We start from the raw sequence: 15,105 nt of genomic DNA on the forward strand, positions 1-15,105 counted from the left end.
TCGAACTAGATTCAGGTTGATTCAGATAGACGCTGTCGATAAGCGTCTTTATATATGTTTCTTGCCGCCTCTTTTACGAGTTCAGCTACCGCAGGAATGGCTGATTTAGTGAAGCTCACCGCGGGCGCCGTTATGCCAATGGAGGCAACAACCACACCCTGATTATTCCTGATAGGCGCAGCCAGGCAGCGCACCTCTGGGTTGAGTTCTCGTTCGTCCACCGCATAACCACTCGCAATGACCCGATTGAGTTCTTTTATTAACCCGGCTTTGTCGGTGATGGTAAATTCTGTGTGTTTTTCCAGTGGATTCTGTTCGATGATCTCGTCGAGCTGATCAAAGAACAGGTTTGCCAGAAAAACCTTTCCCGTGGCGGTACAGTGCATTTGCGCCGTTCCCCCTGGGCGTTTAGACACCATGAGTGGATTCGGGCTATCTACCACTTCTACAATGAGAATTTTACCATTATTAGGTACCGCAAGGTGCGCCGTGTGTCCGCTTTTTAATGCCAGTCGCTGAATATGTGGCACCGCCACCTGATGTAAATGGTCAGCATTAATCATATGCAGACCCAGTCGGGTTAGTTCATTTCCGCACAGGTATTTTTTACCTTTTTTTTCCAGCATTTGCTCGTGGCACAGGGTTCTGAGTAACCGGAACAATGTTGTGCGGGGGAGGTCCATGGCTAGCTCTAGTTCATGCATGCTTAGGCCAGCAGGCACGGATGCCAGCAGTCTGAAGATTTCACAGGCGTGAGTAACACTGGGGATCAGGTATTTGTCCATAAAATTCCTTTTTTACAATCACGACACGAGAAACGCTGAAAAAGAGAAAAAATCGTGCCGGTTGTTATGATAGCTGTTTCCTGAGCCTGCATTGTACACCCGCCTTCCTGCTAACCGAGAAGTTTTTAATTGCATACCTATTCGCCAATTTTTTCATATATGAAACGAAATCCCGAAACCAGATGTGTATCGTTTACTTTGTAACTGATAGTCGCCAACATTTCTGCCATAACCTGAAATGGAGATGAACACCCCATGCGCATTGCATTAATGAACGAATTTAGCCAGGCATCGAAAAATGCTGTGGTACTTGAGCAACTTGAAGCCGTTGGTCAACAACAGGGTCACGAGATTTTTAACGTAGGTATGAAAAATGATGATGACCATCGTCTTACTTACATTCATCTGGGCATTATTTCTGCGTTGCTGCTAAACAGTAAAGCAGTAGATTTTGTTGTGTCGGGTTGCGGTACAGGTCAGGGCGCGCTGATGTCCCTGAATGCCTACCCTGGTGTGGTCTGTGGTTACTGCATCGACCCTGCAGATGCGTATCTGTTTGCCCAAATTAACGACGGTAATGCGCTGGCGCTGCCGTTTGCCAAAGGGTTTGGCTGGGGCGCGGAACTGAACGTACGCTATATTTTTGAAAAGGCCTTCACCGGCGAAACCGGTCTGGGTTACCCGCCAGAGCGCCGCGAATCGCAAAATGCCAATGCGGTTATTCTTAACGATGTAAAAGCTGCAACGAACAAACCTATTGTGGAAGCGCTGAAGGCACTCCCTGAAGATTTGGTTAAGCAAGCAGTTGGCGGAGCGCAATTCCAGGAATGTTTCTTTTCGAATAGCCAGTCTGAAGAGTTAAGTGCACTGGTAAAAAGCTGGATAAGCTAACGCATTAAGCGCAAATGAAACCATTAAAAATGCCGACCGCGATGTCGGCATTTTTTTGTGCGATAGAACGCAATTGGTGCGAAATAAAGCGGGCGACAGGCCCCTTAATTACATAATTTCAAACGCACGAATGACCCGCTGAACACCACTGACGTTACGGGCAATCTCTACCGCATACGTGCCTTCCTGGTTAGTTACACGACCCATTAAAAACACTTCGCTATTTTGTACAATAACCCGAACCTGTAGCGAAGGGACGCGTTCGTCAGCCAGTAATTTGGTTTTGACCTTTGATGCCAGCCAAATATCGTTGGCCTGGGTTGAGGCTTCAATAGGCATTTGCAGGCGGATCTGGTTGTGGATCTTCTGCACGTACTCAATTTGTTCCACGCCGGCAATCGCTTCATCGATAAGACTTTGGCTTGGCGCCTGGCCTGTTACCAGCGCAACACCGTTGTAGATATCAATCTGCAGGTTTGTACTCTTTTTCAGCGCATCGCTTTTCGACCACTGATAAGACACTTGGCCTTCGGCTGTCTGATCATCAAGCTGGGTGCCTACCGTGCGTCGGTCGTTGGCAACCTTGGCCGTTAATGCACCGGCAGCACCGACGGCCACTACGGCACAGCCTTGTGTGCCTGATAACAGAGTAAGTGCGGTTACCGCACAGAGTGCTTTCCTTGTACTACACCACATTAATGTTCGTCTCCATGGTCTGCAGGGAATAACATATCATCAATGCATTCACATAAATTGTGAATGGCAAGTAGATGAACTTCCTGAATTCGCGCCGTGCGGTTAGACGGTACACGAATTTCTACATCGTGCTCACTCAAGAAACCCGCAATTTCTCCGCCATCCCGGCCGGTAAGCACGACTATCGTCATATCTCTTGAAAGCGCTGCCTCCACTGCTGCAATCACATTTCTGGCATTGCCGCTGCTGGAAATAGCCAGCAAGATATCCCCAGGTTGACCCAGTGCCCGTACCTGTTTGGCAAACACTTCGTCGAAGGCGGTGTCGTTGGCAATGGCAGTCAATGTTGAGGTGTCGGTACTAAGTGCAATAGCCGGCAAACTTGGACGGTCACGCTCAAAGCGATTGAGCATTTCTGAAGAGAAGCGCTGGGCGTCGCTGGCTGAGCCACCGTTGCCGCAAGTAAGAATTTTATTGCCACGAATAAGCGCTTCCACCATCATGTACGCTGCTTTTTCTATGGCTTCAGGCAGGATCTCGATGGCAGAAATCTTCGTTTGAATACTTTCGGTAAAATTCGCTTTTATTTTTTCTATCATATTATTTTACTTAGGTTACGTCTCTGCTTGCCTGATGGGCGGCTAGCGCCTTACACATTTTTCAGCCAGTTCAGCTTGTTACCATCTAATGCTACCACATCCACTCGCATGAGTGTGTGAATTGGGTTAAGACCCCGAGACAGTAAATAATGTTCAAAGGTGCGTTTTACTTTTCGTAATTTAGATGGGGTAACGAAGTCGACGGCGCTGCCATAAGCATCATCATCGCGGTACTTCACCTCGATACAAACAATAGTTTCATTGTCTTGCATTACAAGGTCAAGTTCACCGGTTTTTGCGGAATAGTTTGCGCAGATAAACGAAAGGCCCTGATCTTCAAGATATTGTCGGGCCTTTTGTTCACCTAGCTGACCAATTTGGGTGGTTGCCGCCATAGGTTAGCGTCCGGCAGAAATTGATCCGTCTTCAGAGAGTAATTTCACTGCCTGATTATCGATAATGGCCTGGGGCAGCGTGCGAATAACTTCACCTTTTGCGTTAATTCGCATGGTACCACTAAGGCCATCAACTTTAGTTTGCGGCAATGTCATCATACTTGGCACGTGGGGGAGGAGGTTGTAGGCATCAACACCAAATGCAAACAGTCGCGACATATTAGTACTACGTTGAGGCCATAATGCCTGAGATTGTGATCGTAAATCCTGCCACTGACTTTGCGGCATCATCCAGGGCATATCGAGGAAGCGTACGTTTTGTAGATCGCGCCATTGGTTTTTGCTGTCATCGTATTCGATAGAGCGTGACGTGGCGAACACGGGAACCGTTTGGCCATTGAACGGGCTCAGGCTGGCTTCCACCATGGGGTTAAGCAACTCGGTTTGCTCTGGCGAAGCAAAAACGATGATGGCATCAACGTCCCGGCGATTCCGGGGCACGTTATACAATTTCTCGTTCACCATGTATTCGATTTGCTTGATGCGGTCGCGACTTTGCGCCACATCCAACGAGGCAGTAATGCCTTCCCGTAGACTGTTACTATCGGTGAAATCAACCGTGGTTAACTTCACTTTTTTATTGCGGGCGACATTGTCATTCAGCATTTGCCAACGGGCGGTAAACGCGCTTTTCATTCGTTGGTTTACACTATTTTGTGCCGACACCACGATTGGCGTTTTATAGCCATTTTGATAAATGTAATCCGCCAGTTGTCCGGCTTCGTCTTCTGGCGCGAGGGCGAAAAAGGCATGTTTTGCTTTAGCCTGTGCCAGCGTATTCAAGCTTTGTTCTGCTTGCAGAGTAATATCTGCCAATACAGGAACATTGCTGCTCTCCAGCACAGAATTGGTGGCTGGTGGCGTTACTGAGTCGGTAGGGAATTCTGCGCGGTTCAATGCCAGCATGTAGGTTTCAGGTGAGACTCGGTTAATGATGGCATCCACGTTTTCTTTTAGCAGGGGGCCAATTACCCAGCGATAACCTGCTACAGCAGCTAAGAGGTCGTCAGCGGATTTGTTTACGGTATCAACGAAATGCAATTTTACCGGCGCGCGACGGGATTCGTTGTCGTTGCTTTGCTGATAATAGGCCGACAGTAAGCCCTCTTTTACGGTGGTGCCAGTGGCAGCAAGTTTGCCGCTAAGGGGGAGCAGAACCACAACTTCTTGTGGTGCTGTGACAGTTGCCTGGGTGGCAGCCAAAATTTCTGCTGGCAGGAACTGAACCAGGGGATGTCCCCGAAATACCCGGCTGAATTGCGCTAAGGAACGGTTAAGAGCGGCAGCATTCAGGCCTTCCTGTTCAGCTAAATCATACAGTGCTAAATATGGTCGGAGGCTGGAAAATCGGGCTTCTGCAGCGGCACGTTCTTTGTCTGAAGCTGCATTTACCCACTGCCACACCTGAGACACCAACTCTTCGTCGGCTTCGCGACTGTCGATGAGGGCATCAGCCGCAGCCAGCCATTGATGCTGTTGCGCATACAACTGCGATTTCAACTCTTGCTGTTGCTGACGCACAGCTTGATCGCCAGACAGCGGTTGGAGCAGTGCTAGCAGTTCAGATTCTGTCACGCTAGGCTGCGCCATGTAAGCCTTGGCGGTATACAAGTTAGTGAGAATGCTGTGTTCTTCAGATAAAGGACTTTGCTTAAGAGAAAGCAGGATTTGTTGCGCTTTATTAAACTGCCCTTCATCGAGATAAAGCCCAACTGCGGCTAGCAATAGCGCATTGCGCTGTTCAGTATCGCGCTCGTTTAACCACACACTTTGCGCATCGGTAAGTAATTGCGCCGGTGTGACCTCTACGTCAACGGCGGGTTTATCGATAACACTTTTCACCGGCGCCCGGGTTTGTTTCGGGCCTGGAGCACTTCCACAGCCTGCAAAGAACAGTGCGCTGGCAATGAGAGAAAGTTGGGGGATACGAAGACAGCTTGCGGACAAATTCACCGAGAATTCCTTCTACCTGGATACCGGGTCAGTTTAACGGAAACAGGCAGAAAATCTACGTTTGCATGAATAAACTGGCCTTATGACATGGTACAATCATCCCCCTAATCTCTGGTGGCCCCGCTGTTTAAACACAACCTAAGTGTTTGTTCACTGTATCGATGTCTTAGCTTCGAAACAGGGCAGCCAATCTAATGTTTATTCTGTGAGCTCGCGCTATGATCGAATCTGCAACGCTTTATATTGTGCCTACCCCAATTGGTAATCTTGATGACATTTCGCCCCGTGCGCTGGAAACACTGAAATCAGTGAATTGGATTGCGGCAGAAGATACCCGTCATACGCACAAATTACTGCAGCATTTCACTATTTCTACCCGCACCCTGTCATTGCACGAGCACAATGAAGACAAGCGCACAGCCATGCTATGTCAGCGTTTGAAAGAAGGGGAATCGGTTGCACTGGTTAGTGATGCCGGCACGCCGCTTATTAGCGACCCGGGCTTCGTACTGGTGCGTCGTTGTCGGGAGGAGGGGATCAATGTGATTGCACTTCCTGGCCCCTGTGCGGCCATTACAGCGCTCAGTGCATCGGGTTTGCCCACCGACCGCTTTATGTTTGAAGGCTTTCTGCCGCCGAAAACCGGGCCTCGTTCACAGGTGCTGGAAACTTTGAAAGAACGTACATTTACCACCGTTTACTATGAAGCGCCGCGCCGGGTGCTCGATACTATCAACGATGTGAAGAAAACGTTGGGGAACGAGCGTCATATTGTTCTGGCCAAAGAGCTGACGAAAACCTTTGAAACTTACGTAGATGGCTCGGCTGCATCGGTGGCAGAATGGCTCGAAGCTGACCCCGTGCGTCAAAAAGGCGAGTTTGTGTTGATGATCAGTGGCGTTGAAGACGTGCCTCGGGAGTTACCGCCGGAAGCTCTGGCATTGCTCAGTTCACTGAAGCCTGTATTGCCGCTGAAGAAGGCTGCTGCGATTGTAGCAGAACACTATAATCTTAAGAAAAATGCGTTGTATCAGGCTGGTCTTGATATGGATGACAGCCAACATTGAAAACATCAGGCGTAGAATAGTCGCACGGGCAGACATTGCCGCAATTCGGTAAGGCCGCCGTCATTTTAACCAGGCGGCAGCGAAGATAAGGAACGACCATGATCGAAAGGGTGTTATCAATCGAAATCGCAAAAGGTACCTGGATGTTGGATGTGGTTGCTGAGCGCAACGACAACGGTATTTACGACCTTGTTTACCCTAAAAAGGAAGCCACGGTGCATGTGCACGAAGAGCACATGTATGCATTGGAATACAGTATCAGTGCCCCTGAAGGCACAGAATTCAAAATCTATCTCGACGGCGAATTGTTGCTAGATGACACGGTAGGGGATACCGGTATTTGTCGTGGCAGTACAGTCATTTAGTTGGCGAATTATTCCGCCGAACTGCCCTGACAGGCCAATAAATATCGACGGGAGAGTTTTGGTTTTCCTGTCGCTATGACTCAGGGAGCTTTGCGCTCTACCAATGCGTCGCGAATTTCCTGAAGTAGTTTTATATCCTGAGGGGTTTTGATACTGGTATCTTTTGGGTCTTCGGCTTTTTCTTTCAGCCTGTTAAGCGTTCTCACCATCATAAAAACCACCGCCGCCACAATAAGAAAGTTGATCACGGCATTAATGAACAAACCATAATTTACGGTTACTGCCCCGGCGGCTTTCGCGGCTTCTAACGTGGCATATTCGCCACCGGATAAATTCAGGTAAAGATCTGAAAAATTCACATTTTTGGTGAACAGGCCGATGATCGGCATCAAAATATCGTCTACCAGCGACTTAACGATGGTTGTAAAGGCGGCACCAATGATAATACCCACAGCCAAGTCCAGCACATTGCCTCTGGCAATGAAGCTTTTAAAGTCTTTCCACATTACTGCTCCGAAAATCCAAAAAGTTGTTTAGATGCGTTGCGGTTTATACATTGCCAGAAATAGAGAAGTTCAACGTGCCGTTAAGATAAAGGTTGAGCGTTGGAAATTCGGCGGTTCACAGAATGATGTATAGGCGTTGGTATGAAAGATGTTAGAGTTGGATAAAAGAAAAGCGCCAAGGAGGCGCTTTTGCAGAGTTTCCTGACAGCCTGTTTTAAGACAGACGACCTTTAAAGTCTTCGTAGGTAAACTGACGAATCACGTCCAGCTTATCGTCTTTCCGCAGAATGCAAATTGATGGATGCTCCACACCATTGAAAAACGTGGTTTTTACCATGGTGTAGTGAATCATATCTTCAAACTGCAGACGGTCGCCGATTTCTAGAGGCTTATCGAAAGAATAGGTATCGATAACATCACCTGCCAAGCAGGAATTGCCACCTAAGCGATAGTCATACGTCTTCTCGCCAGGCATTGCTGCACCGCGAATTGCCGGACGGTAAGGCATTTCCAGTACGTCAGGCATATGCGCTGTAGCGGAAATATCAAGAATGGCAATCTTGCCTTCGTTCTCAACAATATCTACCACTTCCGCGATTAACGGACCAGTCTGCCATGCCACCGCTGAGCCCGGCTCAAGAATGACATCTAGATTCGGATGACGAGCTTTGAAGTCTTTCAGTGTTTTGATCAGATGATCCACATCGTAACCTTCCCGCGTCATCAGGTGACCACCACCTAAGTTCAGCCATTTCAGCGTAGGCAGCCATTTGGCAAAACGCTTTTCGATAGCCAGCAGGGTGCGCTCGGTAGCGAAAGAATCACACTCACACAGGTTGTGACAGTGGAAGCCTTCAATACCAGTTAAATCCACACCTTCAAGCTCTGAAACGCGAATACCTAGACGGGAACCTGGCGCCGCCGGATCGTACAGCGGGGTTTCCGCTTCCTGGTGTTCAGGATTAATACGAATGCCTTTGGACACATTGAACAAGTCATCTTTGTAGGTTTGCCACTGATTCAAGCTGTTAAACGAGATATGGTTGACCAGCTTTTTCAGCTCAGCCATGTCCGCTTTTTTATAAGCAGGCGAGAACGCATGCACCTCTTTACCCATTTCAGCGGCAAGCTTGGCTTCCCAGACAGAGCTGGCTGTGGCACCGTGAAGATAAGGTTTGATGATGTCGAAACTCGACCACATAGAGAAGCCTTTAAGGGCAAGAATAATTCTTGCCCCAGACTCGTCTTGCACGCGTTTCATCAGCTCAAGATTGCGGATGAGCTTCGCTTCTTCCAGCACATATGCGGGAGAAGGCACATCAGATCGCTGAGTTAAATCAGTCAACGCAAATACTCCGAATTACTTTTTGAACGGGCTTTCGTCACATTCAATCACGTGCCAAGGCAGGCCGTGCTTGTTCAGCTCGTCCATGAACGGATCCGGATCGAACTGTTCCATGTTCCATACGCCAGGCTTATGCCATTTACCCTGAAGCATCATCATGGCACCAATCATGGCGGGTACACCGGTGGTGTAAGACACGGCTTGTGCGCCCACTTCTTCATTACATACTGCGTGGTCACAGTTGTTGTAGATGAAGATAGTCTTTTCTTTGCCGTCTTTAATACCGGTAATGTAGGTACCGATACAGGTCATGCCGGTGTAGCCTTCAGCCAGTGAGCCCGGGTTAGGCAGAACCGCTTTTAAGAACTCAAGAGGCACTATTTTCTGGCCCTGGAATTCAACCGGTTCGATGCTGGTCATACCGATACCTTCCAGCACACGCAGGTGGTTCAGGTAGGCATCGCCAAAAGTCATCCAGAAACGGGCACGCTTCAGGGTAGGGAAGTGTTTAACGATAGATTCCAGCTCTTCGTGGAACATCAGGTAAGAAGCACGTACACCAATGTTCTGGTAGTCCAGATCTTCACGTACGCTCAGTGGATCAGTTTCTTTCCACTCGCCGCCTTCGAAGAACTTACCGCGCTGGGTGATTTCACGGATATTGATTTCAGGGTTGAAGTTCGTCGCGAACGCCTGACCGTGATCACCGCCGTTACAGTCAACGATATCCAGATAGTGGATTTCGTCGAAGTGGTGCTTAGCCGCATATGCCGTGTAAACGTTAGTTACACCCGGATCAAAACCGGAACCCAGCAGTGCCATGATGCCAGCATCTTTAAACTTGTCCTGATACGCCCACTGCCAGCTGTACTCAAACTTAGCCACATCTTTTGGCTCGTAGTTGGCGGTATCCAAATAATCAGTTTTAGTTGCCAGACAGGCGTCCATGATAGGCAGATCCTGGTAAGGCAGTGCCAGGTTTACCACCAAATCAGGCTTAACTTCATTGATCAGCTTTTCTACTTCAGCTGCATCGTCAGCGTCTACTGCAAAGACACCCTTAACACGATCAGCGCCAACTTCGTTTTGCAGCGCTTCGCATTTCGAAACGGTACGGCTGGCCAGATAAATTTCGTCAAAATATTCAGGCAGACGGGCACATTTTTTAACGGTTACAGCAGCGACGCCGCCAGCACCAATAATTAAAACGCGAGACATATTCTTGTTTCCGTGACGTTAGGTAAATTTGCGCTGAATGCTAGCAGACATCAACTTTTTGGCAAGCAAAGTTAGCCTGCTGGCAGCATTTTTTCAGCCTGGAATTGGAGGGGAGACAACGATTTTTTTCCCCACACGAAAGTAGGGGTAGAGTAGCATGGTTTCATCGCCATTTGGATGCCCTGCATTGATGGCAATCGCATTCAACTGCTTATGTCTGTCGGTTGTCACCGTGGCTGCGTACACCAGCACACTGTAACTTTCCGTATCGGTAGTGGTGTCGATAATACGCCACTGTAATTGCTCGATGAGATAACTTTCATTTTCGCCGTGGCATCGATCATCGGCAAACAAGCAACCCACGCGTCCGTCTTCATAAATAGCAGCAAACGGATAAAGGGCACTGCAGTGCGGCAACATCAGTTCACATAACTGGAGGGAACGGTTTACCAGCAATTGCAGAGGTTCAGGCAGCTGCTGCGGATTATTTATCAATGTGGCTCTCCTTTATAGCGTGTGGAACGCGCGAGTGGCTGTTCCTGAAAAAGGCAACCTGGTGCAGTGAAAAACTGTAAGGTTTACATGGCTTAGAACGTAATTCTTACACCGACAGATCAAATTATCTTGCTCCTTGAAGACCACCAGTATGCACGATTCTCAGCCTTGTGCCATCGGGGAAAAATCGCTTTTCGAGCAAATCTTTGATCGCGAACAATAATTTACCAGAATAAACAGGCTCAACCGGCACATTGTACTGCTGTGTCACATCATCACAAAAGCTTGTCAGTGCAGCGTTTCGCTTACCGTAACCACCCTGATGATAGTCATGCAGAATTTGCCATGGGTGTTGTTGCCCCGTTGCTGGTAGTAACGCTTGCACCAGCGACTCAAGATAGCCTTCGCCTTTTAAAACGGCAATGCCGGTGACTGAAACCGGAGGACTTTTTGCGCCAATCAAACCGGCCAGGGTGGCGCCACTGCCAACAGGGACCACAATATGGTCACACGCGCTGTTGTCTTCTTCTAACAGCTCTGCCACCCCTTTAAGCGCATGAGCCTGACTGCCGCCTTCAGGAATAAGTACAGACTCAGGATACTGTTTTTGCAAGTTTTCCAGCCAAATAGGGTCGGTTCGTTTGGAATACGTGGCCTTATCCAAGTACTGAATGTCGGCTTGCCACGAGGCTAAGTCGCGTAACATCGGCGTGGGATTGGCTGTGTAATCGCCGCGAACCAGTGCCGTGAAGTGAATACCCAATTTCATGCATAAATAACCGCAGGCATGAAGATGATTAGAAAAGCCGCCACCAAAACTGATGATGTGTCGACAACTGCCGGGTAGGGCATTCAGGGTATGTTTTAGTTTGCGCCACTTATTTCCAGAAATAATCGGGTGTATAAGATCATCCCGTTTTATTTGCATGCTGACAAATTCAGCGCCTGGCCAGTCTGGTTTGAAGTCGGTAAGTGGGCTTGGCGTGGTCAGCGCCAACATTTTTTCGGCAACTTCTGAAAGCTGAGTGTCTGAAACGACGACTTTGTCTTGCATAACGCTCCTGATTCATTGGCCGCACTAAATAGGATTGCGGCCGCCAACCACCGACCGTGGCAGATATCGGTAAGCAGACTACATTAACAGATGTTAATGAATGATCACGCCCTTCGTAAAGCCTGTAAACATTAAATAAGAAAGGAGTACGCCATGCCTAAGCTCAATGTTGTCGCGCATCTACTGTTAAGCCTTACTTATGCTGCGCCTGTTTTAGCAGATGCTGAACGACTCTCCACCGAGAGCAACAGGGTGGGGAAAGCCAGGCTGACTTACCTCTTTTGGGATGTGTACGATGCCGTGCTCTACGCGCCAAACGGTAAATGGGCCGAGGACAAACCCTTCGCGCTAAAGCTGACATATCTGCGCGACTTGGGTGGGCGTGACATTGCTGAACGATCGGCAAAAGAGATGCGCAAGCAGGGATTGAAAGACGAAGACAAGTTGGCTGAATGGCAGTCTACGATGACCGCCATCTTCCCGGATGTATCAGACGGCGACACACTCATGGGTGAAGTCAATGAGGATAGACATACCCGCTTCTTCTTTAATGGCGAGGCTATAGGCAACGTAGACGATCCTGCATTTACCCGCGCCTTTTTTGGTATCTGGCTGTCTGAAAGTACCTCTGAACCGGAAATGCGAGAACAATTACTGGGAGAAAAAGAATGAAAAATTTTGCGATGTTAGCTGCAGCAGCCTTGTTGGTGGGAAGTCTGACGGGTTGTGCGGGCTCAGTGCAAAGTGATGCGTACACCAATCAGCAGCCAAAATTTGATCTGTATGATTTTTTCGACGGCAAAGTGAAAGCTTGGGGCATTGTGCAGAACCGTTCTGGTGAGGTGGTGCAACGATTTATTGTTGATATTGATGCCCGTCAGGATGGTGAAACGCTGATATTGGACGAGTCTTTTAACTATCAGTTAGGCGACGGTGTGAAAAACCGAACCTGGCGCATTACCCCTACCGGAAATAATACATTTGCTGGTGAAGCGGGCGATATTCTGGGAACTGCAGAAGGCACCAGTTACGGCAATGCTTTTAACTTCGCTTATTCCATGGATTTACCCGTTGATGATACCACTTATGAAGTCGCCTTTGACGACTGGTTTTTTGGCATATCTGAAGACACCATGATGAACCGTTCTTACATAAAGAAGTTTGGTATAACCATGGCGGAAGTGACCATATTTATGCAGAAGCAATGATTTGATTCCCCTGAAATATGGGTCTGTAAATAAATTGTGCGTCTGCAGTTTCAATATGTAACCTTAACTAGTTAAATGAAAATAAGTGTTATGTTATAACGTTTGTTTTATGTAGAATGCTCTGTATGGCTTTCCTTCATTGGAGGAAGGCATTTTTTATATCTATAGATGATTGAATTTGATTGATATTGGTTTTTTGTTTCAGTTTTATTCAATTGATATCAATTACAGGAGCGTTCAGATGATTTATAAGCCAGAAGAATTCATGCATGTCGATTATCTTTGGAATGACGAAGAAGTGAATAATTTAGATGCGGTGGAGAACTTAATTTACCGCTCTAATATTTTGGGTTCTGATCTTCGTATAACCAATACGGGTGGGGGGAACACATCGGCAAAAATCATGGATAAAGACCCGCTAACTGGTACCGAAGTTGAAGTACTATGGGTGAAAGGTTCCGGCGGTGACTTGCGAACTTCGGTGAAAGAAAACTTCGCGACCCTTTATCAGGAGAAGCTCAATTCGCTGAATAATGTCTATCAATCTTTCGAAGACAAAGGCTACAAAGAGAAAGGCGAAGACCGCATGGTTGGCATGTTCCCACACTGTGTTTTCAATTTAAATCCAAGGGCCTCGTCTATTGATACGCCTCTCCATTTTATGATTGATGAAAAGCATGTCGATCATATGCATTCAAATGCGGTTATCGCTGTAGCCACCTGTAAAGACCAGGTTGCACTCACTGAAACGATATGGGGAGGCAAACTTGCTTACATGCCGTGGATCCGTCCGGGATGGGAAGCGGCTCTGCTATTGAAAAAGACTTACGAGGCAAATCCGGGAATTGACGGTGTTTTGATGGGTCAGCACGGGCACATAAACTGGGCAAACGAAAGTAAAGCCTGTTACGACCTTTCTCTGAGTATCGCGGAACGGGCAGCCCGGTTTATTGAAGAGCATGATAAGGGTGAATTAACGTTCGGCGGCGAAAAATACCAGTCTCTCTCCGAACAGGAACGTGCAGATTTACTCTCTGACTTTTTACCCGTAGCCCGTGGGCTTATCTCAAAAGAGAAGAAATTTATCGCTACCGTGCAGGCTGACAGTACGATTTTACGGTTTGTGAATAGTCACGATGCATCACGTTTAGCGAGTATGGGCACTTCTTGTCCTGATCATTTTCTGCGAACCAAAATTAAACCCTTGTTTGTTGATTTCGATCCGCAGACAGAGAACGTTGACAGTTTAATAGAGAAATTCAAAGCGGGACTCAAGGCGTATCAGCAGGATTACGCTGACTACTACAATGCCTGTAAGCGCGAAGGCTCTCCCGCTATGCGTGATCCAAGTCCAACGGTGGTGCTTATTCCGGGCGTTGGTATGATTGCATGGGGTAAGAATAAAAGTGAATCCCGCGTAACCGCTGAGTTTTATAACTGCGCAGTAGAAGTCATGCGAGGTGCTGAAGCGATTTCTGAATACCAGGGGCTCCCTCCCCAGGAAGCATTCGACATTGAGTATTGGGCGTTAGAAGAAGCGAAGCTTCAGCGCATGCCCAAAGAGAAGCCTTTAGCAAGAGATATCGTGGTGGTGATTGGTGCCGGTGACGGCATTGGTAAAGCGACAGCCCATCGCGTAGCAGCCGAAGGCGCGCACGTGGTTTGTGCCGACCTTCGTGCAGAAAATGCTAAGCAGACAGCAAATGAACTGACCGCTAAGCTTGGACAGGGCATTGGTGTTGCGGGAACAGGGATTTCAGGCTGCGGGCCCGCTATTGCACTTGAAGTAGACATTACCAACAGAGAGTCAGTTAAAGCAATGCTTTCAAACGTGATAATGGCGTATGGCGGTATTGATAAAATCATCGTAACTGCGGGCGTATTTAAAGCCGAAGGCGCTGATTTACTGGCTAACGACCAGATTTTCGACCTCAGCTTCAACGTAAATGTGAAAGGCGGTTATATCGTTGGTTCAGAGGCTCAGAATGTGTGGGCTAAACAGGGGCTGAAGGGCGCGTTAGTGCTGACAACCAGTGTTAATGCTGCAGTATCGAAAAAAGGTTCCATCGCTTATGACACCAGCAAGGCGGCGGCTAATCATCTGGTCAGGGAATTAGCGGTAACACTTTCTCCGCTGGTGAACGTGAATGCCCTTGCGCCGGCTACCGTGGTGCAGGGAAGCAGTATGTTTCCAAGGGAGCGGGTGATCTCTTCGCTGAGCAAATATGATATCGGGTTTGATGAGACAGAAAGCACAGAGTCGCTGCGCAATAAACTCGCTGATTTTTATGCACAGCGGACGCTGACTAAATTACCCATTACACCTGATGATCAGGCTGAGGCGGCTTACCTGCTTATTTCCGGCCAGTTAAGTAAAACAACCGGGCAAGTTATCAGCGTGGACGGCGGATTACACGAGGCGTTTTTAAGGTAATCTGTAGATAAAGAGAGGAGATGCATGGCCTTAA

The 15,105-nt window shown here is 48.0% G+C and carries 16 protein-coding genes; 6 read left to right on the forward strand and 10 right to left on the reverse strand.

Annotation, left to right across the window (positions count from 1 at the left end; all coding sequences use genetic code 11):
• Window positions 1–11: 11 nt before the first annotated feature.
• A complete protein-coding gene (locus tag ACXAFQ_RS09920; RefSeq protein ID WP_474820919.1) occupies window positions 12–785 on the reverse strand; it encodes an IclR family transcriptional regulator in 774 nt (257 codons plus the stop codon).
• A gap of 255 nt (window positions 786–1,040) precedes the next feature.
• On the opposite strand from ACXAFQ_RS09920, the gene ACXAFQ_RS09925 reads away from it, so the two are divergent.
• The gene (locus tag ACXAFQ_RS09925) at window positions 1,041–1,676 is read left to right on the forward strand and encodes an RpiB/LacA/LacB family sugar-phosphate isomerase (protein WP_474820922.1); all 636 of its coding nucleotides are present in this window, start codon (window positions 1,041–1,043) and stop codon (window positions 1,674–1,676) included.
• 108 nt (window positions 1,677–1,784) lie between these two features.
• Here the strand turns inward: ACXAFQ_RS09925 and ACXAFQ_RS09930 are convergent, their stop codons facing one another.
• Genes ACXAFQ_RS09930 through ACXAFQ_RS09945 form a run of 4 tightly spaced genes read right to left on the reverse strand, consistent with a single transcriptional unit; the run spans window position 1,785 to window position 5,379 of the window.
• On the reverse strand, window positions 1,785–2,372 hold the full coding sequence (locus ACXAFQ_RS09930; protein ID WP_474820926.1) for a BON domain-containing protein: 588 nt from the start codon (window positions 2,370–2,372) through the stop codon (window positions 1,785–1,787).
• Window positions 2,372–2,971, reverse strand: a complete 600-nt coding sequence (locus ACXAFQ_RS09935) for a phosphoheptose isomerase (protein ID WP_070124870.1) — start codon at window positions 2,969–2,971, stop codon at window positions 2,372–2,374. Before ACXAFQ_RS09935 ends, ACXAFQ_RS09930 begins: the two co-directional genes overlap by 1 nt.
• Before the next feature lie 50 nt (window positions 2,972–3,021).
• On the reverse strand, window positions 3,022–3,366 hold the full coding sequence (locus ACXAFQ_RS09940; RefSeq protein WP_474820931.1) for a YraN family protein: 345 nt from the start codon (window positions 3,364–3,366) through the stop codon (window positions 3,022–3,024).
• 3 nt (window positions 3,367–3,369) lie between these two features.
• Window positions 3,370–5,379, reverse strand: coding sequence for a penicillin-binding protein activator (locus tag ACXAFQ_RS09945; protein ID WP_474820935.1), 2,010 nt, complete (start codon window positions 5,377–5,379; stop codon window positions 3,370–3,372).
• A 218-nt stretch (window positions 5,380–5,597) separates the two neighbouring features.
• Here ACXAFQ_RS09945 and rsmI point away from each other — a divergent pair, with 218 nt between their 5' ends.
• Window positions 5,598–6,446, forward strand: coding sequence for a 16S rRNA (cytidine(1402)-2'-O)-methyltransferase (rsmI, locus tag ACXAFQ_RS09950; protein ID WP_474820939.1), 849 nt, complete (start codon window positions 5,598–5,600; stop codon window positions 6,444–6,446).
• A gap of 98 nt (window positions 6,447–6,544) precedes the next feature.
• A complete protein-coding gene (locus ACXAFQ_RS09955; protein ID WP_070124877.1) occupies window positions 6,545–6,811 on the forward strand; it encodes a hypothetical protein in 267 nt (88 codons plus the stop codon).
• An 80-nt stretch (window positions 6,812–6,891) separates the two neighbouring features.
• Here ACXAFQ_RS09955 and mscL read toward each other — a convergent pair whose 3' ends face one another.
• From mscL to ACXAFQ_RS09980, 5 genes are all read right to left on the reverse strand, one after another.
• Window positions 6,892–7,317 (reverse strand): large conductance mechanosensitive channel protein MscL, encoded by a 426-nt coding sequence (gene mscL, locus ACXAFQ_RS09960; RefSeq protein ID WP_474820946.1) that lies wholly within the window; start codon window positions 7,315–7,317, stop codon window positions 6,892–6,894.
• 214 nt (window positions 7,318–7,531) lie between these two features.
• Entirely contained in the window at window positions 7,532–8,662 is a 1,131-nt protein-coding gene (nspC, locus tag ACXAFQ_RS09965) for a carboxynorspermidine decarboxylase (protein WP_474820948.1), read from the reverse strand.
• A gap of 15 nt (window positions 8,663–8,677) precedes the next feature.
• Window positions 8,678–9,880, reverse strand: a complete 1,203-nt coding sequence (locus ACXAFQ_RS09970) for a saccharopine dehydrogenase family protein (RefSeq protein ID WP_474820951.1) — start codon at window positions 9,878–9,880, stop codon at window positions 8,678–8,680.
• 93 nt (window positions 9,881–9,973) lie between these two features.
• A complete protein-coding gene (locus tag ACXAFQ_RS09975; RefSeq protein ID WP_070124884.1) occupies window positions 9,974–10,375 on the reverse strand; it encodes a hypothetical protein in 402 nt (133 codons plus the stop codon).
• A 124-nt stretch (window positions 10,376–10,499) separates the two neighbouring features.
• Window positions 10,500–11,429, reverse strand: a complete 930-nt coding sequence (locus ACXAFQ_RS09980) for a 1-aminocyclopropane-1-carboxylate deaminase/D-cysteine desulfhydrase (RefSeq protein ID WP_474820957.1) — start codon at window positions 11,427–11,429, stop codon at window positions 10,500–10,502.
• Between the two features lie 153 nt (window positions 11,430–11,582).
• Here ACXAFQ_RS09980 and ACXAFQ_RS09985 point away from each other — a divergent pair, with 153 nt between their 5' ends.
• The 3 genes from ACXAFQ_RS09985 (at window position 11,583) to ACXAFQ_RS09995 (ending at window position 15,071) form a co-directional block, all read left to right on the forward strand.
• Window positions 11,583–12,101 carry a chalcone isomerase family protein gene (locus ACXAFQ_RS09985; protein ID WP_474820959.1) on the forward strand — a complete coding sequence of 173 codons (519 nt, stop codon included), beginning with the start codon at window positions 11,583–11,585 and terminating at the stop codon, window positions 12,099–12,101.
• Window positions 12,098–12,637, forward strand: coding sequence for a DUF3833 domain-containing protein (locus ACXAFQ_RS09990; RefSeq protein WP_474820962.1), 540 nt, complete (start codon window positions 12,098–12,100; stop codon window positions 12,635–12,637). Before ACXAFQ_RS09985 ends, ACXAFQ_RS09990 begins: the two co-directional genes overlap by 4 nt.
• Before the next feature lie 241 nt (window positions 12,638–12,878).
• Entirely contained in the window at window positions 12,879–15,071 is a 2,193-nt protein-coding gene (locus ACXAFQ_RS09995) for a bifunctional rhamnulose-1-phosphate aldolase/short-chain dehydrogenase (protein ID WP_474820966.1), read from the forward strand.
• Window positions 15,072–15,105: the final 34 nt, after the last annotated feature.

The organism is Alteromonas sp. ABH2_165 (assembly GCF_056159945.1).

Bases quoted from the DNA above. Each gene is read 5' to 3' on its own strand.
- ACXAFQ_RS09920 (WP_474820919.1), bottom strand. From the start codon at position 785: ATGGACAAATACCTGATCCCCAGTGTTACTCACGCCTGTGAAATCTTC.
- ACXAFQ_RS09925 (WP_474820922.1), top strand. From the start codon at position 1,041: ATGCGCATTGCATTAATGAACGAATTTAGCCAGGCATCGAAAAATGCT.
- ACXAFQ_RS09930 (WP_474820926.1), bottom strand. From the start codon at position 2,372: ATGTGGTGTAGTACAAGGAAAGCACTCTGTGCGGTAACCGCACTTACT.
- ACXAFQ_RS09935 (WP_070124870.1), bottom strand. From the start codon at position 2,971: ATGATAGAAAAAATAAAAGCGAATTTTACCGAAAGTATTCAAACGAAG.
- ACXAFQ_RS09940 (WP_474820931.1), bottom strand. From the start codon at position 3,366: ATGGCGGCAACCACCCAAATTGGTCAGCTAGGTGAACAAAAGGCCCGA.
- rsmI (WP_474820939.1), top strand. From the start codon at position 5,598: ATGATCGAATCTGCAACGCTTTATATTGTGCCTACCCCAATTGGTAAT.
- ACXAFQ_RS09955 (WP_070124877.1), top strand. From the start codon at position 6,545: ATGATCGAAAGGGTGTTATCAATCGAAATCGCAAAAGGTACCTGGATG.
- mscL (WP_474820946.1), bottom strand. From the start codon at position 7,317: ATGTGGAAAGACTTTAAAAGCTTCATTGCCAGAGGCAATGTGCTGGAC.
- ACXAFQ_RS09970 (WP_474820951.1), bottom strand. From the start codon at position 9,880: ATGTCTCGCGTTTTAATTATTGGTGCTGGCGGCGTCGCTGCTGTAACC.
- ACXAFQ_RS09980 (WP_474820957.1), bottom strand. From the start codon at position 11,429: ATGCAAGACAAAGTCGTCGTTTCAGACACTCAGCTTTCAGAAGTTGCC.
- ACXAFQ_RS09985 (WP_474820959.1), top strand. From the start codon at position 11,583: ATGCCTAAGCTCAATGTTGTCGCGCATCTACTGTTAAGCCTTACTTAT.
- ACXAFQ_RS09990 (WP_474820962.1), top strand. From the start codon at position 12,098: ATGAAAAATTTTGCGATGTTAGCTGCAGCAGCCTTGTTGGTGGGAAGT.
- ACXAFQ_RS09995 (WP_474820966.1), top strand. From the start codon at position 12,879: ATGATTTATAAGCCAGAAGAATTCATGCATGTCGATTATCTTTGGAAT.